This window comes from Candidatus Glassbacteria bacterium (assembly GCA_019456185.1).
GTDB lineage: Bacteria > Gemmatimonadota > Glassbacteria > GWA2-58-10 > GWA2-58-10 > JAJRTS01.
The window spans coordinates 26,319-46,957 of record VRUH01000007.1; the positions used below are offsets into that span (position 1 = coordinate 26,319).

Genomic DNA, 20,639 nt, shown 5'->3' on the forward strand with positions numbered 1-20,639 from the left:
CGCCTGCATATAATGTCAATACGAGCCGGGGCCGAACCGATGCTACTTGTCTTCCTGCTGCTCTTCGTCAGCGTCCTGCTCCTGCTCAGCTTCGGCCTTTAACTCTTCCTGCCCGGCGGGAGCTTCCGCCGGCTGCTCCTCTTCGACCGGAGGTACCTCGGCTTCCGCGGCGGCTTCGGCCTCGGCTTCCGCGGCGGCTTCGGCCTCGGCTTCCGGTGCGCTTTCCTCGCTCACGGCATCATCGGCGGGCGTATCCTCGGCAGCGGCCTCTGTTTCAGCAGCACTTCCTTCTGCTTCAGCCTGTTCAGCGGCGCTCTCCTCAACGGCAGCGGCCTCGGCCGGCTGCTCCTGATCATCGGCGGCCTGCTGCACCTGCTGCACGGCCTCCGGAGCCTCTTTCTTTTTCGAGCGACGGCGGCGTTTGCGGCCTCCGCCCCTGCTGACTTCCTCGGTCACCAGCTCCAGCAGCGCCATCTCGGCGTTGTCTCCGTGACGGTTGGCCAGCTTGAGAATGCGGGTATAGCCGCCCGGCCGTTCCTTGAACCGTTCGCCCAGGGTATCGAATAACTTGGAGACGGCGTCCTTGTCCTTGACTAACCGCAGAACCTGGCGCCGGGCGTGAAGGTCACCGCGCTTGGCGAAGGTGATCATCTTCTCCGCCAGCGGCCTGGCCTCCTTGGCCTTGGCCGTGGTGGTGCGGATCTTCTCGTGCAGGATCAGGCCGGTGATCAGGTTGCCCATCAGCGCCCGGCGGTGACTTGCGGTACGGTTGAGCTTTCTGCCCTTCTTCATATGTCTCATCTTAGCAGGTCCTTAATGTCCTTGCTCCCACGCTCACCACGCACCTCATGTGGAACGTCCGGATCGTCGCGGGAAAAGCCGGTTTTATTCCTGGTCGTCTTTCTCGTCCGGATTGTCAAGCTGGTTCTGCTCCGCTTCCTCGTCCGGTTCCCATTCGCCCTTTTCATTTTTCTGCAGCTTCATCCCGAAATGCATCCCGTGGCGGGAGAGGATTTCGCTGATCTCGTTGAGAGATTTGCGGCCGAAATTGCGGAACTTGATCATCTCGTTCTCGGATTTCTGCACCAGATCGCCGAGGGTTTTGATGTTGGAGGTCTTGAGGCAGTTGCTGCTGCGCACGGACAGTTCGAGTTCCTCGACACTGCGATTGAGCCGCTCTTTGAGCTGATTGTGCTTCAGGTCCTGGGCGCTGGTTTTCTGCTCCTGGGGCTCACTGAAGCTCTTGAGATACTCCAGGTGCTCGATCAGCAGCTCGGCGGCCTTGATCATCGACTTTTCAGGGTCGAGGGCACCGTTGGTGTGCACACGCATGATCAGCTTATCGTAATCCGTGCGCTGGCCCACGCGCTGCTCCTCAACCTCGAACGAGGCGCGCACGACGGGCGAATAGATCGAGTCGGCCGGGATAAGCTGCGGATCGTTATCGGGCAGTTCGTGCTGGTCGACGGGGGTGAAGCCGCGGCCGAGCTTTACCAGCAATTCGATCCGAACCTTCTTGTTCTTCTGGAGGCTGAACAGGTAGTGGTCCTTGTTGACCACTTCGAGACCGGCGGGCACCTCGATATCAGCCGCGGTGATCTCGCCCTTCTTGCTGACTTCCAGCTTGCACACCCATTCTTCGTCCTCGTCGTCCGTTTTCTTTTTGAGCACGACCCGCTTGACGTTCAGGACCAGCTCCGAGACATCTTCCAGCACACCGGGGATGGTCGTCAACTCGTGCAGCACGCCGTCGATCCGGACGCCCCAGATCGCGATTCCCTCGAGCGAGGAGAGCAACACCCTGCGCAGGGCATTACCAAGAGTCAGGCCGAAACCTCTTTCCAGCGGGTAAACGTTGAACTCGCCGTAGGTTGCATCGCCGACTCCACTCTGCTTTTCGATCCTCGAGGGCAAAACAATATTTTTGAGACTCATAACCGCTATTTCTCCCGCTTGAAGTAACCTGATTCTGGGAAATAGCTCCGCAAAAACTTTAATCCCCAATCTTCAGGGGGCCTTATAGCCTGTTTCCGGTCAGTTCCCGCCCTCTGATGGCTCCAGCAACATCGCCGCACAACCGGGCGGGGGTTCGGTGAAGAGCGCCAACGAGGGTCTCCACCGGGTCTGCGCGCCTACTTGGAATACAACTCCACGATCAACTGCTCCTGGGCAATGATCGGAATACTCTCCCGCATCGGGACCTCCAGCAGCTTGCCGCTCTGGCTCTTGTAGTCCACGCTGAGCCAGGAGACAGGTTCCTGCTTGCCCCTGCGCTCGATAGTGGAGAGGATCAGTCCGAGTTCGTTGCTGGGCTGCTTGACCGAGATTTCCTCGCCAGGGCTGACCTGGCAGGAGGGAATATCGACTATCCGCCCGTTGATCTTGATATGGCGGTGACGGACAAGCTGCCGCGCGCTCTTGCGGCTGGGCGCGAACCCGAGACGGTAGAGCACGTTATCGAGCCTGGTTTCGAGCATCTGCAACAGGTTTTCGCCGGTAACGCCGCTCTTCTTGCTGGCTTTCACGTAATAATTGCGGAACTGTTGTTCCAGCACACCGTAGATCCGTTTCACTTTCTGTTTTTCACGCAACTGGATCTGGTAATCGCTCACCTTGCGGCGGCGGGCGGTCATGCGGCCGTGCTGCCCCGGAGCGAAATTACGGCGCTCGATCGCACATTTATCGGTGTAGCACCTTTCTCCCTTGAGAAAGAGCTTCATCCCTTCTCTACGGCACAACTTGCAACTGGCTTCCGTGTATCGCGCCATCAGATATCCTCCACCAATGAAACTAGACCCGTCTGCGCTTGGGCGGACGGCAACCGTTGTGTGGGATTGGAGTAACGTCCTTGATCGAACGGATCGACAGTCCCGCGGCCTGGATGGCCTGGATGGCCGACTCGCGCCCGGCGCCGGGTCCCTGCACACGCACGTGCACCCTTTTCATCCCCAGATTGACCGCTTCCCTGGCGGCCGTATCGGCGATGATCGTGGCTGCAAACGGCGTGCTCTTCTTGGAACCCTTGAACCCGCACTTGCCGGCGCTGGACCACAACAAGACGTTGCCGTCCAGGTCGGTGATCGTCACTAAAGTGTTGTTGAAACTTGCCTTGATGTGAGCGACACCCTCGCTCTCCACCTTCTTGATTCTCTTCTTAGGCTTGGCGCCTTTTTTTCCTGGACTCGCCATTATCACTCCTGTAACAGATACTCTGGAAATGCGGTCCGGCCACTGCCCGCCGAACCATCCCGGGGCGGCTTGTCCGCAGTTTTCCGGTTCCTGTCTCACCGCCCACAGGGCTGGTGAGAGCGTTACTTCTTGGCCTTAACCTTCTTCTTGCCCGCGATCGCGACTCTCGGACCCTTGTTCGTGCGCGCGTTGGTGTGCGTGCGCTGTCCGCGGACCGGCAGCTTGCGGCGGTGGCGGATACCGCGGTAGCAGCCGATATCCATCAGCCGCTTGATATTCATCGCCACCTCGGTACGCAGAGCGCCCTCGACCTTGAAATCGCGCTCGATGACGCTGCGAAGCCTGGTCTGTTCGCTGTCCGAAAGATCGTTGACCTTGGTGTTCAGATCGATCCCGGTTTCCTCGAGGATCTTTTTGGCCGAGCTGCGGCCGATCCCGAAGATGTACGTCAGGCCGATCTCCACTCTTTTGTTTCTGGGCAGGTCGACTCCGGCTATACGAGCCATTACCTAATCTCCCAACGTAAAATTTACAAATGCCTGAGGACTCAACCCTGGCGTTGTTTATGCTTGGGGTTGCGGCAGATGATGCGCACCACCCCGCGCCGGCGAATTACCTTGCAGTATTCGCAGATTGGTTTAACCGAGCTGCGCACTTTCATCGCTTACTCCACTGCCTAGCGGTTCACGTTCACTTATAGCGGTAAGTAATCCGGCCCCGGCTGAGATCGTAGGGGCTCAATTCGAGCGCCACTTTGTCGCCGGGCAGAATCCGGATGAAATTCATCCGCATCTTGCCGCTGATATGAGCCAGCACCTCGTGATCGTTCTCCAGCTTGACCCGGAACATCGCGTTGGGCAGCGGCTCGACTACCGTACCGGTTACCTGTACTGCTTCTTCCTTTGCCATTCCTCATTCCCTGTTCAATACGTCAGGGTGGTTCTGCGTTTACTGCTGTAGTGCAAACAACATAAATTCGCTCAGTTGGTTAAAATCTCCGGTCCGTTCGGCCCCACCGCTACCGTATGCTCGATATGGGCGCTCAGCTTGCCGTCGGCCGTAACCACGGTCCAGTTGTCGTCCAGCGTACGGACCTCGTGGGTCCCCTCGTTGATCATCGGCTCGATCGCGATCACCAGCCCCTCCTTGAGAGGATAGCCGCTTTGCGGTTTCCCGAAATTGGGCACCTGCGGGTCTTCGTGGAGGTTCTGACCGATACCGTGACCGACCAGATCACGAACCACCGAATAGTTTTCCTGCTTCGCCACCCGGTCGACCGCATGGCCGATATCGCCGATCCGGTTGCCGGCCACCGCCTGCCCGATCCCCGCATCCAGCGCCCTGGCGGCGCACTCGAGCAGCCGTGTCTGATTCTTCCGGGGCTTGCCGATAATAAACGTGGCCGCCGCATCGGCGTAGAAGCTCCTGCGCACCACGCCCACATCCACACTGAGCAGGTCGCCATCGCGCAGGATATTCTCGCGGCTGGGAATCCCGTGCACCACCTGCTCGTTCAGCGAGGTGCAGAGCGTGCCGGGGAATCCGCCGTAGCCCTTGAACGCGGGCCGGCAATCGGGGTACGAGCCGATCAGGTTCTCCGCCGCCTCGTTGAGTTCCCAGGTGGAAACTCCCGGGACAACCAACTCCTTGACCCGGTTCAGGGTTTCGGCGACGATCTTGCCGGCCTCCCTGATCTTATCGATATCCGATCGTGTCTTTAAAAATACCATCGTTCCGCTACATTGTTCGTCGGCCGGGCACTTTCGATTTCTTCATGAAACCGTCGTAGTGACGCATCAGCAGGTGGCTCTCCATCTGCTGAATCGTATCCAGCGCGACGCCGACCACGATCAGCAAGCTGGTGCCGCCGAAATAGAACGGCACGTTGAGCCAGCGGTACATGTAAATCGGCAATACGGCGATCGCGGCCAGGAAAACCGATCCCGGCAGGGTAATCCTGGTCAGGACCTTGTCGATATATTCGGCGGTACGCGCTCCGGGCCTGATCCCCGGGATAAACCCTCCCTGGCGCTTGAAATTCTCCGCCAGGTCGACCGGGTTGAAAATCACCGCCGTGTAAAAGTAGGTAAAGAATACGATCATCAAGCTGTAAACCACCACATACGAATCGGTATTCGGCTGAAAGAAGCTCGTCACATCCTCCAGAAAACCACCGGGGGCCAGGAACGAACTCAAAGTCGCAGGCACCACGATAATCGACTGGGCGAAGATGATCGGCATCACGCCCGCGCTGTTGATCCGCAGCGGCAGGTGTGTCTGCTGGCCGCCCATCACCTTACGGCCCACCATCCGTTTGGGAATCTGGATCGGTATTTTGCGCGTGCCCAGGGTCATCACGATTACGCCGGCCACCACGGCCACCATCACCACACAGACCAGCAGCATCGGGATAATCCCGATCACGTCGTTGCGCAGCATCTCGATACTCTGGAACACCGCGGCGGGAAAGCGGTCGATAATGCTGAAAAAAATCAGCAGGCTCATGCCGTTGCCGATCCCGCGCTCGGTGATCTGCTCCCCCAGCCACATCACCATGATCGCGCCGGTGGTGAGTGTTACCACGGTGGTGACCCTGAACAGCCAGGGGTTATCCATGGTCACCGCGCCGAGGCTATCCAGCCAGGTGGCGATACCCACGCTCTGGATAAAAGCAAGCAGCACAGTGCAGTAACGCGTGTACTGCGTGATCTTCTTGCGGCCTTCCTCGCCCTCTTTCTGCAGCTTCTCGAAATAGGGGAACACCGGCGGCAGCAGCTGGAAAATAATCGAGGCGCTGATGTAGGGCATAATGCCCAGCGCAAACACGGTCGCCCGCTGCAGCCCGCCTCCGACGAACATGTCCATCAGTCCGAAGAAGGTGTCCTGCTGAGTGCTGAACCACTCCATCAGCCGGTTGACCGCGATTCCCGGCACCGTGATATGTCCACCGATCCGGTAGATCACGACGATCAGGAAAGTGAATCCCAGCTTACGCTTCAGCTCCGGTACATCAAAAATATTCCGCAGCCCCGCAGCCATTACAGCACCTCGACTTTGCCACCCGCGGCCTTAATCACCTCGCGGGCTTTGGCGCTGAAAGCGTTAGCTCTGACATTGACCGCAAAACTCAGCTTACCGCCGTCGCCCAGTACTTTCACCGGCTGGTCGGGCTTGCGGATCAGTCCCAGCCCGGCCATCGCCTGCGGGTCGAGGCTGTCGCGCTTGCCCGCCCGCTCGATATCCGAAAGGTTGACCACCTGGTAAGTCTTGCGGAACGGGTTATTGAACCCCCGCTTGGGAAGGCGCCGCTGGATCGGCATCTGTCCGCCCTCGAACCAGACGGGCATCTTGTTCTTGCCGCTGCGCGACTTCTGTCCATTTTCGCCGCGGCCACTGGTGCCGCCCCGACCGGAACCCCTGCCCCGTCCGACACGCTTGCGCCCGCGGGTAGCTCCCTCGGGTTTTTTCAATTCGCTCAGTTTCATTACACGCTCTCGGAAGTTCGATTACCGTTAGAGTTCAATGCCAGCGCACTGCAGAAAAACCAGCGGCGAACCGCCCGGTCAGGTGTTTTCCTCAACCCGGACCAGGTGGCTGACCCTGAAGATCATCCCGCGCACCGAAGGAGTGTCGTCGTGGATGACGGTTTTCTGGTGGTGGGTCAGCTTGAGTGCCTCCAAAGTGGCTTTCTGCTTTTTGTTCGAGCCGATCCCGCTCTTGATCTGGGTAATTTTCAGCTTTTTCGTCTTACTACTCACTGGTGGCCTCCACAACTACCTTGTCTCCGCCGGCCACTTCCTCGGGTGTCACTCCCCTGATCCTGGCCACTTTCTGCAGGGTCATCAGCCCTTTCAGACCCTCCATGGTAGCCTTGGCCATGTTGTGCGGATTGTTACTGCCCAGGGACTTGGAGAGGATGTTATGGATCCCGGCGCATTCGAGCACGGCGCGCACGCTGCTGCCGGCGATAACACCGGCGCCCGGAGCCGCCGGACGCAGCATCACGCGGCCCGCCCCGAAACGTCCCACAATCTCGTGCGGGATAGTCCCGCGGATCACCGAAACCTTGACGATATTCTTCTTGGCCGTCTCCATGCCCTTGCGGATCGCGTCGGCGACCTCGTTGGCCTTGCCCTTGCCCAGGCCGACACTGCCCTTGCCGTCGCCCACGGCCACGAGGGCGCTGAAGGAGAACCGGCGTCCACCCTTGACCACTTTGGCGCAGCGGTTGATTGAAATCACGTTTTCGATCAGGTCGCTTTTTTCTCTGTCACGCTTCATGTCTGCCACTTTAAATACTCCTTGCGGTGCACGGGGTTAGATCGCCGGTGTCAGAATTGGAGGCCGCCTTCGCGGGCTCCATCGGCAAACGCCTTGACCCGCCCGTGGAAGATATAGCCGTTGCGGTCGAAAACGATCTTCTCGATCCCTTTCTTGCGGGCTTTCTCGGCCAGCATCTTACCGACTTCCTTGCTTACCTCGATTTTTTTCTTGTCTTTGGAATCAATTTCCTTGCACAGCGAGGAGAGGCCCAGCAGGGTCGTGCCCCGGGTATCGTCGATTATCTGGCCCTGGATATTTCCCAGGGTCCGGGAGACCACCAGCCGCGGACGTTCCGGCGTGCCGGAAATGTGCTTGCGGATCCGGGCATGTCTCCTGGCTCTTGCACTCCTGCGGTCGAAAGCTTTCATCATCAGTTCCTGTTTCTGCAACATTTTGCGGAAGATCAATTCTTCCGAATACCAGTTTACACGCCGATAGTCGCGCCGGCCTTACCGGCCTTGCGGATAATCCGCTCGCCCTCGTAACGCACGCCCTTGCCCTTGTAAGGTTCCGGCGGACGGAAGGAGCGGATCTTGGCCGCGATCTCGCCCACCACCTGCTTGTCGATTCCCGTGACCACGATCTCGGTCAGCGAGGGAGTCTCGAAGGTGACATTTTCCGGTGGCGGAACGTCGATCTTATGCGAAAATCCCAGTTCGAGGGTCAGGGACTTGCCGGACATCTGGGCCCGGTAGCCCACACCCTCGATCAGCAGTTTCCTGGTGAATCCCTCGGTGACCCCGACAATCGCGTTATTGATCAGCGAACGGGTCAGTCCGTGCAGGCTACGGTTGAACTTATTGTCGTCGGGCCGCTTGACCAGGATCTCTTTTTCAGCGATCTCGACAATCATGTTGGGGTGAACGGTTTCGAAGTTCTTACCCCGTGGTCCCTCGACCACGATTTTGTCGCCCTCCCGGCTGACCTTGACGCCGTCGGGAACGGGGATCGGCATTTTTCCGATTCGGGACACTTGGGTCCTCTCCTGAATCTCAGTGTCGTTACTTTAGGATTGCCCGGTTCTTCTAGTGCTTCAGGCTCAGTGATTACCAGACGTGGGCAATCACTTCGCCACCGACATGCCTGGCCCGCGCCAGCCGGTCGGTCATCAGACCCTTGCTGGTGGAGATAATCGCCACACCCAGGCCGTTGCGCACGCGGCGGATCTGGTCCGCCCTGATGTAAACCCTGCGGCCGGGCTTGCTGATCTTACACAGGCCGATTACTGCCGGGGTTTCATCCATGCCGTAGCGCAGGTAAATCCTCAGGATATTCTGCGGCGGGTCCGTGATTTCCCTGAAGTTGGCGATCAGCTTTTCCTCCAACAGGATGCGAGCCATTTCCCTGACCAGCTTGCTGACCGGCACATCGACACGGATCTTCTTGGCCTGGTATCCGTTACGGATCCTGGTCAGCATGTCGGCGATTGGATCGGTCATCGTCATTGCGCCGTACTCTCCAAACTAATGGTTTTACAGTGTGAATGTCCCTGCGTCAACGTACGCGCCATCCGGTGCGCGCGGATTTGCCGCCCGAACTCTCTCTACCAGCTTGCCTTGCGCATGCCGGGAATCATCCCGTCCAGGGCCAGCTCGCGCAGACAGATCCGGCAGACGCCGAACTTGCGGTAGTAGCCGCGCGGCCGTCCGCAGCGCTGACAGCGATTGTACTGGCGAACCTTGAACTTCTGTTTTCTTTTCGCCTTGGCGATAAGGGCCTTCTTAGCCACTTTACCGTCCTTTCGTGAATACTCTTGAAGCGGTCCCTGCAGCGCTCATTCGGAGGCGATACAGGGTCTCCCGATCATTCAACAAATACATCACAAATACATTGCCTGCTCAGGCCACCTCTTCGGCCTTGGCGCCCTTCTGCAACGTTGTGGTGCGGAACGGCATGCCGAGTTCGCGCAGCAGGGCGAAAGCCTGGTCGTCACGCTCGGAGGAGGTGACTAAAGTAATGTCGATACCGTGGATCCCCTCGATCTTGTCGTAGTCTATCTCGGTGAAAGTCACCTGCTCCCTGACACCCAGCGTGTAGTTCCCGCGCCCGTCGAAACTCCTGGTCGGCAGACCGCGGAAATCCCGGATACGCGGGATCGCGATCGAGATCAGACGATCCAGGAACTCCCACATCCTGTTGCGGCGCAGGGTGACCCGGCAGCCGATTTTCATACCCTCGCGGAGCTTGAAATTGGAGATCGACTTCTTGGCGGTGGTAATGACCGCGTGCTGGCCGGTAATCTGGCGCAGTTCTTCCTGGGCAGCCTCCAGAGATTTCGGGTTCTGGATCGCATCGCCCATGCCGACGTTAAGCACGATCTTCACCAGGCGGGGGATCTGGTTGGCATTGGAGATTTCAAAATCCTCCTTGAGCCTGGGAACCACGGCTTTTTCGTAATGTTCTTTAAGCCTTGACATTGCTATGCTACCTGTCTACTTGAGTGATTCTGCCGCTTAGGATCACAATCGATTTCAGCGCCTACTTGGCGGCCTTGGTTTCGATCACCTCGCCACTGACAACGCTGATCCGGACTTTCGATCCCCTCTCGTCGTCCAGCTTCCGGCTGCTCACCCGCGTACCCTTGCCTGCCTTGTCGTCCCAGAGCATTACTTTACACAGGTTCATGGGCGCTTCCTTTTCCACGATCCCGCCCTGGGGGGTTTTCTGGGTCGGCTTGGTGTGGCGCTTGACCATATTCAGACCCTTGACAATCACGCGGCCGGCCTTGGGCAGGACCATGAGCACTTCGCCGGTCTGGCCCTTATAGTTGCCGCTGACCACCACAACTTTATCGCCTTTGACTATTCGCATGTCCAAATCACCCTGTCATGTTACCGGGTTTCGTTTATCAGAGCACTTCCGGGGCGAGCGAGATAATTTTCATGAACAGTTTTTCTCTCAGCTCGCGGGCAACGGGTCCGAAGATACGGGTGGCGCGCGGCTCCTTGCGCTCGTCGATAATCACCGCCGCGTTCTCATCGAACCGGATATAGGACCCGTCCTTGCGCCTCGTTTCCTTCTTACAGCGAACCACCACGGCCCGCGCCACCTCGCCCTTGCGCATGTTGCTGTTGGGCATGGCGTCCTTGACAGTTACAACGATAATATCGCCGACACGGGCGTAGCGGCGGCCCGAACCACCGAGAACCCTGATACAGAGGGCCTTTTTGGCGCCGGAATTATCCGCGATTTTAAGGATTGACTCTTGCTGAATCATTTTTCAACCGTCCGTATGCTTAGAAGTTGGCGCAGATCAGGTCCGCTGCTCCTCGCCGACGGAAAGGAGCTCCACCACGCGCCAGCGTTTCTGCTTGCTCAGCGGCCTGGTTTCGATGATTTTCACCATGCTGCCGACCTTGTACTCGTTATTTTCGTCGTGCGCCTTGAAATTCTTGATGCGGCGCACCGCTTTGCCGTAGAACGGGTGCTTGAACTGGCGCTCGACCTTGACCACGATGGTTTTGTCCATTTTGTCGCTCACCACTACCCCGATACGGGTTTTACGGTCATTGCGTTCCATCTTGACTCCGATTCACAGGTCATTCCTGCTGGTTGCGCTGTCTCATGAAAGCCAGCCTTCGCGCGGCGCGTCTACTGCGCCACGGCCTGGGACTGCCCTTCCATTTCTCTCAAAACTGTCCGGCAACGGGCGATATCCCGTCTCAGGTAACGTAACTGCAACGGGTTCTCGATATTGTGCACCGCGTTGCGGAAGGAGAGCCGGAAGTACTCTTCTTTCAACTCTCCCAGCTTGCCCCTGATCTCGTCTTCGGTCATGCTCCTGATTTCAAGAGCTTTCATCTTTACCCTCGCTTAGCGTATGCCTGGTTACCACCTTGCACTTGACCGGCAGCTTGTGGGCGGCCAGCCGGAGGGCCTCCATCGCCAGTTCGTGGCTCACGCCACCAATCTCGAACATGATTCTGCCGCTTTTGACCACGGCAACCCAGCCCTCGGGAGCGCCCTTACCCTTGCCCATCCGGGTCTCGGCCGGCTTTTTGGTAATCGGCTTATCCGGAAAAATGCGGATCCACACCTTACCGCCGCGGCGGATATGGCGGGTGAGAGCCACCCGGGCGGACTCGATCTGCCGGTTGGTGATCCAGGCCGGCTCAAGAGACTGCAGGCCGAACTCACCGAAGGAGACCGTGCTGCCGCGATAGGCCAGACCCCTCATCCTGCCGCGCTGCTGCTTGCGGTGTTTGACTCTTTTCGGAGAAAGCATTTCAGTTCACTCCCTTGCCCGCCCCTCCAGTCGCTATCGCGGCGCCTGGTGCGGGTTACCGTTCTCTAGTTACAGACTCTTCCCGTTCGCTCAATCCCGCCCCTCAGATGGGAGTGGCGTTCTACTCGATCTTGCCGGCCCGTTTCTGCTTGGAACGGATTACCTCGCCCTTGCAGATCCACACTTTGACACCGATAGTGCCGAAAGTTGTATTAGCCGTCGAGGTGGCGTAGTCGATATCGGCGCGGATCGTGTGCAGCGGAACGCGACCTTCGTGGTAGCCCTCGCTGCGGGCGATTTCCGCACCGCCCAAGCGACCGCCGGCGATAATCTTCACACCCTGGGCGCCCATGCGCATCGCGCTGGTGACCGCTTTCTTCATGGCCCGGCGGAAACTCACCCGCTGTTCGAGCTGGAACGCGATCCCGTCGGCAACAAGCTGGCCGTCCAGTTCAGGAGTCTTGATCTCCTCGATTTTGATGAAGATTTCGTCCTTGGACAGATGAGCCAGCTCGTCACGCAGCTTGTCCACTTCCTGCCCCTTGCGGCCGATGACCACCCCGGGCCTGGCGGTGTGGATGATCACGGTCATTTTCTGCGGCGTCCGTTCGATCACCACCAGGCTGATCGCCGCGTGGCTCATCCTGCTGTGGATGTACTTACGGATCAGCTCGTCTTCCTTGAGCATGGGGCCGAAATTCTTGTCGGTGTACCATACTGAGCGCCACTGCTTGACCACGCCAAGCCTGAAACCGATCGGGTGTGTCTTCTGACCCACTGCTGACTCTCCTTGCAACTGTATAGAGTCCCGCGGAAAACCCTTCGCCGCTTCCGGCCCTCAGGGCGCGGGACCCATGTGATTACTGCCCTGCTTCAGGTTCCGGAATATCGAGTTCAACGCTAATGTGGCTCGAGCGTTTGAGGATCGGGGTAGCCCGGCCCATCGCCCGGGGACGCCAACGCTTGTAGGTCGGTCCCTGGTCGACCCTGATACTGTGCACTGTAATCTCGTTCGTATCCAGATCGAAACTGCCCAGTTGATTGACCGCGTTGCTGTAGGCCGACTGGACCAGCTTGCGAACCGGCTCGGCGGCGGCTTTCCTGGTGAAACGCAGGATATTGAACGCTTCCTCCAGGTCCTTGCCCCGGATAAGGTCGATCACCAGTTTTACCTTGCGCGAACTGATACGCACGAACCTTGCTTTAGCTGTCGCAATCATTTTGCCGTTCTCTGTCTTGTTGGTTAAGCTCTCAACACCCATCATCGGATACAGTCCCCGCAGGGACAGCCGCCCGCTGACGGCAATGCTACCTCTTCTTGGCCGTGCGCTCTGCGAGCTTACCGCCGTGGCCGCGGAAGAACCGGGTGGGCGAAAACTCGCCCAGCTTGTGCCCCACCATGTTCTCGGTCACATAGACCGGGATGAACTTGTTGCCGTTGTGCACGGCCAGCGTGTGGCCGACAAACTCCGGGCTGATAGTGGAACGGCGCGACCAGGTTTTGATAACCTTCTTTTCCCCGGCCTCGTTCATCCGATCGACCTTCCGCTGCAGCGAAGGCTCGATATAGGGTCCTTTTTTCAGCGATCTCGTCATAAATGCCAATTACCGGTTAAGTTTTACTTTCTCTTCGTCCTGCGCCTGACAATCAACCTGTTGCTGGCCTTGTTGCGACGGCGGGTGTTGTTACCCTTGGTCGCCTTGCCCCAGGGCGTGCAGGGGTGGCGTCCGCCGCTGGTGCGGCCCTCGCCGCCGCCCATCGGGTGGTCCACAGGGTTCATCGCCACGCCGCGGACATGGGGCCTGCGACCCAGCCAGCGCCTGGCGCCGGCCTTGCCATAGTTGATACCCATGTGCTCCTGGTTGCCGATTTCGCCGATCGTGCCCATGCACTCGCGGGGAACCAGCCTGACCTCGCCCGATGGCATCTTGCAGTGGACATAGCGGCCCTCCTTGGCCACGACCTGGATTCCTGCTCCGGCACTGCGGGCAACCTGCCCGCCCTTGCCGGGCTTGAGCTCCACGTTGTGCACTATCGTGCCCATGGGAATCTCGCTGAGCGGCAGGGCGTTGCCGTTATTGATATCGCTGCCCGGCCCGGCCTCGATAATGTCGCCCACCCGCAATCCCTTGCAATGTAGGATATAGCGTTTCTCTCCATCTGCGTACTTGACCAGGCAGATGAACGGGGTGCGGTTGGGATCGTATTCGATCGACGCCACCCGGCCCTTGACGCCGTGCTTGTTCCGCTTGAAATCGATCACGCGGTAACGGCGCTTGGCGCCGCCGCCACGAAAGCGGACAGTGATGTGCCCGTCGTTGTTGCGTCCGCCCGTCTTTTTCATCGGGGCCAGCAGCGACTTCTCCGGCTTGTCGGTGGTCAGCAGGTCGTAGGCGTTAATCGAACGGAACCTGCTGGCACTCGTTATCGGTTTCAGTTTCTTCAGAGCCATTTGCTCGTTACCCGGCTATGGATTAAACACCTTCAAACAATTCGATATGGTCGTCGGCGGCAAGCGAGACGAACGCTTTTTTCCACGATGACCTGCGGCCCTGACTGCGTCCCTGCTTCTTGAGCTTGCCCAGGCGGTTCTGCAGCCTGACCTTGGTAACCCTCACGCCGAACAGTTCCTCGACAGCCGCCTTGACGTCGTGCTTGGAAGCGGCCACATCGACCTCGAAACAGTACTGGTTCTCGGTCTCGCGCAGCAGGTCACTTTTTTCAGTCAGCAGCGGCCGTTTTATGATCTGATGCTGATCCTTCATTGCCAACTCGCTTCAGTTTTTTGATTACGCTTTTTTCGATTACCAGCTTGTCGGCCAGCAACACATCGTAAGCGTTGCAATCGGTGAAGTTCTTCATCGCCACCCGGGCGATATTGCGCATCGATTTCCAGGCCATCTGCCTGCCGCCGTCCACCATCACCAGCACCTTGCCCTCGCCGGCGCCGATGCAGTCAAGCAGGGCGGCCGCGCGGGAAGTTTTCGGCTCGTCGAAAGTCAGGTCCTCGACCACCACAACCGCCCCGTCCTCGGCGGCCTTGGCGCTCAGCGCGCTGGCCAGGGCCTTGCGGCGCACCTTGCGCGGCACCCGGACATCGTAGTCTTTGGCCAGCGGCCCGAAAGTGGTGCCGCCCCCGCGCCAGATCGGACTGCGGCGCGTTCCCGCGCGCGCCCGGCCGGTACCCTTCTGCCGCCAGGGCTTGCTAGTGGAGTAATTGACCTCGCTGCGCGTTTTCGTATTGGCGTCGCCCTGGCGCTTGTTGGTCAGGGTGGCGTTGACCGAATAGTAGACAGCGGCCTCGCTCGGATCGGTACCGAAATAGCTGTCCGGCAGACCGATCCGGCCGGCCTTTTCTCCGTTTTCCTTCAACACCGCTACTCGTTTCATCAGTATCCTCAGAAACTTGAACCGTCTCGAACGGTCCCGATTTAAGCAAGCAATCTTATTTCTTCTTGAAAACAGTCACCAGGCCGCTGGCCGGACCCGGCACCGCACCCCTGACAAACAGGCGGTTGCCCTCGGTGTCGACCTTGGCCACTACCAGGTTACGGACTTTCTGGTTCGCGTTGCCGTACTGGCCGGGCATCTTCTTGTTCTTCCAGACCCGCGCGGGATCAGCAGATGCTCCGATCGAGCCGGGTACGCGATGGGCGGTGTTGCCGTGAGTGGCATCGCCGCCGCTGAAGCCGTAGCGCTTGATAACGCCCTGGAAACCGCGTCCCTTGGTCACGCCGCTGACATCCACGCCCTCGCCGGCCTCGAACATCCCGACATTCAATTCCTGGCCGAGCTCGCAAGAGGCCGCGTCCTCGATCCGGAACTCGCCCAGGGATTCGGGATAGTAGTCCGCGGCGGCTTTCGCCAGATGGCCCTGCTCCGGTTTGGTGATATTCTTGGGCTTGCGCTCGCCGAATCCCACCTGCACCGCGTTGTAGCCGTCCTTCTCAGCGGTCTTGATCTGGGTGACACGGCACGGACCGGCCTGGATCACAGTCACCGGGACCATCATACCGTCGTCATCGAAAATCCTGGTCATTCCGACCTTTTTACCGATCAGTCCAAGCATTACTACCTCATTAAGGCCCTTGTTAAACCGACTCAGCCGGTCAAGCGCAATTCGTCACGGCACGACAGGCAACGTCCGGGGCGGTATCAGGTCTTGATCTCGATATCGACCCCGGCCGGCAGATCGAGCTTGGTAAGCGCATCGATAGTCTGCGGCTTACTGTTGTAGATCTCGATCAGGCGTTTGTGCGTGCGGATCTCGAACTGCTCGCGGCTTTTTTTGTCAATGTTCGGCGAACGGTTGACCGTAAACACGCTGCGGCGCGTGGGCAGCGGGATCGGGCCCACCACCTCGGCGCCGGACTCGACCGCGGTCCTGAAAATATCCTCGGTCGAGCGGTCAATCAACGCGTGGTCAAACGATTTAAGCCGGATGCGAATCTTCTGTCCCTGCACTTGTTCCTCTTTATCTGCAAAAAGTAACTACTCGATAATCTCGGTAACGACACCGGCGCCCACCGTGCGGCCGCCCTCGCGGATAGCAAAGCGCAGCTCCTTCTCCATCGCTATCGAGGTGATTAACTCCACGGTCAGCTCCACGCTGTCGCCCGGCATCACCATCTCCACGCCCGAGGGCAAACTCGCCGAGCCAGTCACATCGGTCGTGCGAAAGTAAAACTGCGGACGGTAACCCTCGAAAAACGGCGTGTGGCGGCCGCCCTCTTCCTTCTTCAGCACGTACACCGTTCCCTTGAACTTCGTGTGCGGCGTGATCGAGCCCGGCTTGGCGATCACCTGGCCCCGCTCCAGCTCTCGCTTGTCTACTCCGCGAAGAAGCAATCCCACATTATCTCCCGCCTGTCCGTCATCAAGCAGCTTGCGGAACATCTCCACACCCGTCACCACGCTCTTGCGGCTGTGGCCCATCCCCAGTATCTCCACTTCCTCGCCGACCTTGATCTTCCCCCGCTCGATTCGTCCGGTGCCTACCGTGCCACGGCCCGTGATCGAAAACACGTCCTCCACCGGCAGCAAAAACGGCTTGTCCGTCTCACGTACCGGCTCCGGGATGTAGTTGTCGATCGCATCCATCAGCTCGTCGATACACTTCGTATCTTCCGCGCCAGGCTCGCCGCTCTCCAGCGCCTTCAATGCACTGCCCTTGATCACCGGAATATCATCGCCCGGAAACTCGTAGCTGCTCAAAAGCTCCCGTACCTCAAGCTCCACCAACTCCAACAGCTCCGGATCGTCCACCTGGTCAACCTTGTTCAAAAACACCACGATATACGGCACGTTAACCTGGCGGGCCAGCAATACGTGCTCCCGCGTCTGGGGCATCGGACCATCGGCCGCGCTCACCACCAAAATCGCCCCGTCCATCTGGGCCGCGCCCGTGATCATGTTCTTCACGTAGTCGGCGTGTCCCGGACAGTCAACGTGTGCGTAATGCCGGTTCTCCGTCTCGTACTCCACGTGTGCCGTGGCGATCGTGATCCCCCGCTCCCGCTCCTCCGGTGCCTTGTCGATCGCGTCAAACGGGACATAGTCGGCCAGACCCCGCTTCGAAAGTACCTCCGTGATCGCCGCGGTCAACGTCGTCTTGCCGTGGTCTACGTGGCCGATCGTGCCCACGTTTACATGCGGCTTCGTCCGCTCAAACTTCTTCTTTGCCATTTTGGCATCTCCTTGCGTTTTTTTATTCCTACAGTTTCTTTCGTCGCTCTATCCGGCAGTCTTACGGCTCGGTCAGCCGACCAGAATCGCCTCGGCCTTTTCCCTGCTGACTTCCTCGTAGTTGGAAAACTGCATGGAAAACACCGCCCGGCCCTGAGTAAGCGAGCGCAGACTGGTGGCATAACCAAACATGTTTCTCAGCGGGACCGTGGCGTTGACAACCTGAGCCTCTTTTTTCTGGCTCATGCCGCGGACCTTGGCCGCGCGGCTGGCGAGATCGCCCATCACGTCGCCCAGATACTCGGACGGGACGGTGATCTCGACATCGAACACCGGCTCGAGCAGTCTCACTCCGGCCTTGCGGACAGCGTCCTTGACCGCCATGGAGCCGGCGATCTTGAACGTCATCTCGCTGGAGTCGACCTCGTGGTGGGAACCGTCGATCAGCCTGGCCTGGATGTCGACCAGCGGGTAACCCGCATCGCCGCCGCTGACCAACGCCTCGCGCACTCCCTGCTCCACCGACGCAATATACTCGCGGGGAACCGAGCCGCCGACAACCTTGTTCTCGAAATGGAAACCCTTGCCGCGCTCCAGGGGCTCGAACTCCATTTTTACATGGGCGAACTGGCCGCGACCGCCGGTCTGGCGGACAAACTTGACTACGATCTTCACCGGCCTGGCCAGGGCCTCGCGGTAGGCCACCTGGGGCTCGCCCACGTTGGCCTCCACTTTAAACTCGCGCAGCATGCGGTCGACCAGGATTTCGAGATGCAACTCGCCCATGCCGGAAATCAGGGTCTGGCCCGTGTCCTCGTCGATCCGCACCTGGAAAGTCGGGTCTTCCTCGGAGAGCTTCTCCAGTGCCGCGTCCAGCTTGTCCTGATCGGCCTTGGTCTTGGGCTCGATAGCCACCGAGATCACGGGCTCGGGGAACACCATCCGCTCCAGGATAATCGGGTGGCCCTGCTCGCAGAGCGTATCGCCGGTGCGCGCCTGTTTGAGTCCCACCACGGCGGCGATATCACCGCAATAGAGGTGGTTGCGCTCTTCGCGTTTGTTGGCGTGCATCTGCAGGATACGGCTGATCCGCTCCTTGCGGCCCTGCGTACTGTTACTGATATGCGTTCCGGCTTTGAGCACGCCGCTGTAAGCGCGCACGAAAGTCAGCCTGCCCACATAGGGGTCGGTCATGATCTTGAAGGCCAGCCCGGCGAACGGCTCGTCGTCGGCCGGCTTGCGCTCCACCAGTTCCTCTTCCTGCTGGGGAAGGTGTCCCACCACCGGCGGCACGTCAATCGGCGAGGGCAGGTAATCGGTGATAGAGTCGAGCAGCTTCTGCACGCCCTTGTTCTTGAACGCGCTGCCGCAGAGGACGGGGATTACATCGACAGCGCAGGTAGCCTTGCGGATCGCCCGCTTGAGCAACTCTTCGTCTTCGGCATCGACACGTTCGTCCTCGAGATATTTGTGCATCAGATCGTCATCGAAATCGGAGAGCGCTTCAAGCAGGTCGTAACGGTACTTTTTGGAGGTCTCCAGCAGGTCTTTAGGGATTTCGACTTCCTCGTAAACCGCGCCCAGGCTGCTATCCTGCCAGACAATGCCTTTCATGCGGACCAGGTCGACCAGGCCGGTGAACAACTCCTCGGTGCCGAACGGGATCTGCAGTATCAGCGGCCTGGCGCCGAGACGCTCCTTCATCATTTCCACGGCATGAAAAAAATCGGCGCCCGCGCGGTCCATTTTATTGACAAACGCGATCCGGGGCACCTGGTAACGGTCGGCCTGACGCCAGACCGCCTCGCTTTGCGGCTCCACGCCGCCGACAGCGCAGAACACCACCACCGCGCCATCGAGCACCCGCAGGCTGCGCTCCACCTCGACCGTGAAATCGACATGGCCGGGGGTATCGATAATATTGATCCGGTGATCGTCCCAGAAGCAGGTAGTGGCTGCGCTGGTGATAGTAATCCCGCGCTCTTTCTCCTGCTCCATCCAGTCCATGGTGGCCGCACCCTCATGGACCTCGCCCATGCGGTGCAGCCTGCCGGTATAGAACAGGATGCGCTCGGTTATGGTAGTCTTACCGGCATCGATATGCGCCAAGATGCCGATATTCCTGATCCTGTCAAGCGGTATTCTTCTGGACATTTTCCTTAACTTCGTCCTTTCAACTATCCAACTTCGCCCTAACTGCGACAATTGGCATAAAACGCCGCCCCACGAATACTCAAAAGGGCGGCGAAAAAAGACGTCAGTAAGAAGACCCGCTTCGTCACGCTGAGACCCATGCCCGCCAGGCAGGCTCCGAGTGTACGAGAGCGGGAATTACCACCGGTAATGGGCGAACGCCCGGTTGGCCTCGGCCATCCGGTGGGTATCTTCCTTTTTCTTGACTGTACTTCCTTCGTTGCGATAAGCCGCTGTCAATTCCGCGGCCAGCCTTTCATACATTGTCTTTTCGCTGCGGGCTCTGGCGAAGCCGATCAGCCAGCGGAGCGCCAGCGCCGTGCGTCTGTCCGGCCTGACCTCGACCGGCACCTGGTAGGTGGCGCCACCCACGCGACGACTTTTGACCTCCAGGGCAGGCTTGGTGTTATTGACCGCCTGCTTGAACACGTTCAGTCCCGGCTGTCCGGTTTTTTCCTCCACCAGCGCCAGGCTGCGGTAGAAAATGTTCTCTGCCGTGCTTCTCTTGCCGTCAAGCATCATGCAGTTGATAAACTTGGTGACAAGCGTGCTCTGGAACCTGGGGTCCGGCTGAATCTCTCTTTTTTCCGCTACTTTTCTTCTCGACATCTAGCTAGTCCGCTCGCTAATCATTATTTTGGTTTTTTGGTGCCGTACTTGCTCCGGCCCTTTCTACGATCATCGACACCGCTGGCGTCCAGCGTGCCGCGGATGATATGGTAACGCACACCGGGCAAATCCTTGACTCGCCCGCCCCGGATCAAAACGATCGAGTGCTCCTGCAGGTTATGCCCCTCGCCGGGGATATAGGAAGTCACCTCGAAGCCGTTGGTCAAGCGCACGCGGGCCACCTTGCGCAGAGCCGAGTTCGGCTTCTTGGGCGTAGTGGTGTAGACCCTGGTGCAAACCCCCCTGCGCTGCGGGCAGCCGGCAAGCGCCGGTGCATTGGTCTTGCTCTTGATTTTTTTCCTGCCCTTGCGGACCAACTGATTGATACTCGGCAAAAAACCTCCGTAAAAGTAA

At 59.0% G+C, this 20,639-nt stretch carries 34 protein-coding genes; all 34 read right to left on the reverse strand.

The window, feature by feature from the left end; all coding sequences use genetic code 11:
• Positions 1 to 42 precede the first annotated feature (42 nt).
• On the reverse strand, positions 43 to 801 hold the full coding sequence (locus FVQ81_04140; protein MBW7995763.1) for a 50S ribosomal protein L17: 759 nt from the start codon (positions 799 to 801) through the stop codon (positions 43 to 45).
• 84 nt (positions 802 to 885) lie between these two features.
• Positions 886 to 1,935, reverse strand: coding sequence for a DNA-directed RNA polymerase subunit alpha (locus FVQ81_04145; protein MBW7995764.1), 1,050 nt, complete (start codon positions 1,933 to 1,935; stop codon positions 886 to 888).
• A 197-nt stretch (positions 1,936 to 2,132) separates the two neighbouring features.
• Complete coding sequence (rpsD, locus tag FVQ81_04150; GenBank protein MBW7995765.1) at positions 2,133 to 2,768, reverse strand: 30S ribosomal protein S4; 636 nt, start codon at positions 2,766 to 2,768, stop codon at positions 2,133 to 2,135.
• A gap of 22 nt (positions 2,769 to 2,790) precedes the next feature.
• Entirely contained in the window at positions 2,791 to 3,189 is a 399-nt protein-coding gene (gene rpsK / locus FVQ81_04155; GenBank protein MBW7995766.1) for a 30S ribosomal protein S11, read from the reverse strand.
• 122 nt (positions 3,190 to 3,311) lie between these two features.
• Complete coding sequence (gene rpsM / locus FVQ81_04160) at positions 3,312 to 3,695, reverse strand: 30S ribosomal protein S13 (protein MBW7995767.1); 384 nt, start codon at positions 3,693 to 3,695, stop codon at positions 3,312 to 3,314.
• Positions 3,696 to 3,736: 41 nt separating this feature from the next.
• The gene (rpmJ, locus tag FVQ81_04165; GenBank protein MBW7995768.1) at positions 3,737 to 3,850 is read right to left on the reverse strand and encodes a 50S ribosomal protein L36; all 114 of its coding nucleotides are present in this window, start codon (positions 3,848 to 3,850) and stop codon (positions 3,737 to 3,739) included.
• A gap of 29 nt (positions 3,851 to 3,879) precedes the next feature.
• On the reverse strand, positions 3,880 to 4,098 hold the full coding sequence (infA, locus tag FVQ81_04170) for a translation initiation factor IF-1 (GenBank protein MBW7995769.1): 219 nt from the start codon (positions 4,096 to 4,098) through the stop codon (positions 3,880 to 3,882).
• Positions 4,099 to 4,169: 71 nt separating this feature from the next.
• Complete coding sequence (gene map / locus FVQ81_04175; protein ID MBW7995770.1) at positions 4,170 to 4,919, reverse strand: type I methionyl aminopeptidase; 750 nt, start codon at positions 4,917 to 4,919, stop codon at positions 4,170 to 4,172.
• A 7-nt stretch (positions 4,920 to 4,926) separates the two neighbouring features.
• Positions 4,927 to 6,228: a preprotein translocase subunit SecY gene (gene secY / locus FVQ81_04180; GenBank protein ID MBW7995771.1), complete on the reverse strand. Its 1,302-nt coding sequence runs from the start codon at positions 6,226 to 6,228 to the stop codon at positions 4,927 to 4,929.
• Positions 6,228 to 6,674, reverse strand: coding sequence for a 50S ribosomal protein L15 (locus FVQ81_04185; GenBank protein ID MBW7995772.1), 447 nt, complete (start codon positions 6,672 to 6,674; stop codon positions 6,228 to 6,230). Before FVQ81_04185 ends, secY begins: the two co-directional genes overlap by 1 nt.
• 78 nt (positions 6,675 to 6,752) lie before the next feature.
• Positions 6,753 to 6,947, reverse strand: coding sequence for a 50S ribosomal protein L30 (gene rpmD, locus FVQ81_04190; GenBank protein MBW7995773.1), 195 nt, complete (start codon positions 6,945 to 6,947; stop codon positions 6,753 to 6,755).
• On the reverse strand, positions 6,940 to 7,470 hold the full coding sequence (locus FVQ81_04195; protein ID MBW7995774.1) for a 30S ribosomal protein S5: 531 nt from the start codon (positions 7,468 to 7,470) through the stop codon (positions 6,940 to 6,942). The genes rpmD and FVQ81_04195 overlap by 8 nt, the downstream gene beginning before the upstream one ends.
• A gap of 50 nt (positions 7,471 to 7,520) precedes the next feature.
• On the reverse strand, positions 7,521 to 7,883 hold the full coding sequence (locus FVQ81_04200; GenBank protein ID MBW7995775.1) for a 50S ribosomal protein L18: 363 nt from the start codon (positions 7,881 to 7,883) through the stop codon (positions 7,521 to 7,523).
• Positions 7,884 to 7,936: 53 nt separating this feature from the next.
• Positions 7,937 to 8,485 (reverse strand): 50S ribosomal protein L6, encoded by a 549-nt coding sequence (locus tag FVQ81_04205; GenBank protein ID MBW7995776.1) that lies wholly within the window; start codon positions 8,483 to 8,485, stop codon positions 7,937 to 7,939.
• A gap of 73 nt (positions 8,486 to 8,558) precedes the next feature.
• On the reverse strand, positions 8,559 to 8,957 hold the full coding sequence (rpsH, locus tag FVQ81_04210) for a 30S ribosomal protein S8 (GenBank protein MBW7995777.1): 399 nt from the start codon (positions 8,955 to 8,957) through the stop codon (positions 8,559 to 8,561).
• A 98-nt stretch (positions 8,958 to 9,055) separates the two neighbouring features.
• A complete protein-coding gene (locus FVQ81_04215) occupies positions 9,056 to 9,241 on the reverse strand; it encodes a type Z 30S ribosomal protein S14 (protein ID MBW7995778.1) in 186 nt (61 codons plus the stop codon).
• 109 nt (positions 9,242 to 9,350) lie between these two features.
• Positions 9,351 to 9,929, reverse strand: a complete 579-nt coding sequence (gene rplE, locus FVQ81_04220) for a 50S ribosomal protein L5 (protein ID MBW7995779.1) — start codon at positions 9,927 to 9,929, stop codon at positions 9,351 to 9,353.
• A gap of 61 nt (positions 9,930 to 9,990) precedes the next feature.
• A complete protein-coding gene (locus FVQ81_04225; GenBank protein ID MBW7995780.1) occupies positions 9,991 to 10,323 on the reverse strand; it encodes a 50S ribosomal protein L24 in 333 nt (110 codons plus the stop codon).
• A gap of 37 nt (positions 10,324 to 10,360) precedes the next feature.
• The gene (gene rplN, locus FVQ81_04230; protein ID MBW7995781.1) at positions 10,361 to 10,729 is read right to left on the reverse strand and encodes a 50S ribosomal protein L14; all 369 of its coding nucleotides are present in this window, start codon (positions 10,727 to 10,729) and stop codon (positions 10,361 to 10,363) included.
• Between the two features lie 36 nt (positions 10,730 to 10,765).
• Positions 10,766 to 11,032: a 30S ribosomal protein S17 gene (gene rpsQ / locus FVQ81_04235; protein ID MBW7995782.1), complete on the reverse strand. Its 267-nt coding sequence runs from the start codon at positions 11,030 to 11,032 to the stop codon at positions 10,766 to 10,768.
• A 71-nt stretch (positions 11,033 to 11,103) separates the two neighbouring features.
• Complete coding sequence (locus FVQ81_04240; GenBank protein MBW7995783.1) at positions 11,104 to 11,313, reverse strand: 50S ribosomal protein L29; 210 nt, start codon at positions 11,311 to 11,313, stop codon at positions 11,104 to 11,106.
• Positions 11,300 to 11,737 carry a 50S ribosomal protein L16 gene (gene rplP, locus FVQ81_04245; protein MBW7995784.1) on the reverse strand — a complete coding sequence of 146 codons (438 nt, stop codon included), beginning with the start codon at positions 11,735 to 11,737 and terminating at the stop codon, positions 11,300 to 11,302. The genes FVQ81_04240 and rplP overlap by 14 nt, the downstream gene beginning before the upstream one ends.
• 121 nt (positions 11,738 to 11,858) lie before the next feature.
• Complete coding sequence (gene rpsC / locus FVQ81_04250) at positions 11,859 to 12,515, reverse strand: 30S ribosomal protein S3 (protein MBW7995785.1); 657 nt, start codon at positions 12,513 to 12,515, stop codon at positions 11,859 to 11,861.
• 82 nt (positions 12,516 to 12,597) lie between these two features.
• Positions 12,598 to 12,957: a 50S ribosomal protein L22 gene (locus tag FVQ81_04255; protein ID MBW7995786.1), complete on the reverse strand. Its 360-nt coding sequence runs from the start codon at positions 12,955 to 12,957 to the stop codon at positions 12,598 to 12,600.
• An 88-nt stretch (positions 12,958 to 13,045) separates the two neighbouring features.
• Positions 13,046 to 13,333 carry a 30S ribosomal protein S19 gene (rpsS, locus tag FVQ81_04260; protein ID MBW7995787.1) on the reverse strand — a complete coding sequence of 96 codons (288 nt, stop codon included), beginning with the start codon at positions 13,331 to 13,333 and terminating at the stop codon, positions 13,046 to 13,048.
• A 23-nt stretch (positions 13,334 to 13,356) separates the two neighbouring features.
• Complete coding sequence (gene rplB / locus FVQ81_04265) at positions 13,357 to 14,190, reverse strand: 50S ribosomal protein L2 (protein ID MBW7995788.1); 834 nt, start codon at positions 14,188 to 14,190, stop codon at positions 13,357 to 13,359.
• A gap of 22 nt (positions 14,191 to 14,212) precedes the next feature.
• Positions 14,213 to 14,503: a 50S ribosomal protein L23 gene (locus tag FVQ81_04270; protein MBW7995789.1), complete on the reverse strand. Its 291-nt coding sequence runs from the start codon at positions 14,501 to 14,503 to the stop codon at positions 14,213 to 14,215.
• Positions 14,460 to 15,128, reverse strand: a complete 669-nt coding sequence (gene rplD, locus FVQ81_04275) for a 50S ribosomal protein L4 (protein MBW7995790.1) — start codon at positions 15,126 to 15,128, stop codon at positions 14,460 to 14,462. Before rplD ends, FVQ81_04270 begins: the two co-directional genes overlap by 44 nt.
• Positions 15,129 to 15,183: 55 nt before the next feature.
• The gene (locus FVQ81_04280) at positions 15,184 to 15,807 is read right to left on the reverse strand and encodes a 50S ribosomal protein L3 (GenBank protein MBW7995791.1); all 624 of its coding nucleotides are present in this window, start codon (positions 15,805 to 15,807) and stop codon (positions 15,184 to 15,186) included.
• An 86-nt stretch (positions 15,808 to 15,893) separates the two neighbouring features.
• On the reverse strand, positions 15,894 to 16,202 hold the full coding sequence (gene rpsJ / locus FVQ81_04285) for a 30S ribosomal protein S10 (protein ID MBW7995792.1): 309 nt from the start codon (positions 16,200 to 16,202) through the stop codon (positions 15,894 to 15,896).
• Positions 16,203 to 16,229: 27 nt separating this feature from the next.
• Positions 16,230 to 17,423, reverse strand: coding sequence for an elongation factor Tu (gene tuf / locus FVQ81_04290; protein ID MBW7995793.1), 1,194 nt, complete (start codon positions 17,421 to 17,423; stop codon positions 16,230 to 16,232).
• A 72-nt stretch (positions 17,424 to 17,495) separates the two neighbouring features.
• Entirely contained in the window at positions 17,496 to 19,577 is a 2,082-nt protein-coding gene (gene fusA / locus FVQ81_04295; GenBank protein ID MBW7995794.1) for an elongation factor G, read from the reverse strand.
• Between the two features lie 177 nt (positions 19,578 to 19,754).
• Positions 19,755 to 20,225 carry a 30S ribosomal protein S7 gene (gene rpsG / locus FVQ81_04300; GenBank protein ID MBW7995795.1) on the reverse strand — a complete coding sequence of 157 codons (471 nt, stop codon included), beginning with the start codon at positions 20,223 to 20,225 and terminating at the stop codon, positions 19,755 to 19,757.
• Positions 20,226 to 20,248: 23 nt separating this feature from the next.
• Positions 20,249 to 20,620: a 30S ribosomal protein S12 gene (locus FVQ81_04305; protein MBW7995796.1), complete on the reverse strand. Its 372-nt coding sequence runs from the start codon at positions 20,618 to 20,620 to the stop codon at positions 20,249 to 20,251.
• Positions 20,621 to 20,639: the final 19 nt, after the last annotated feature.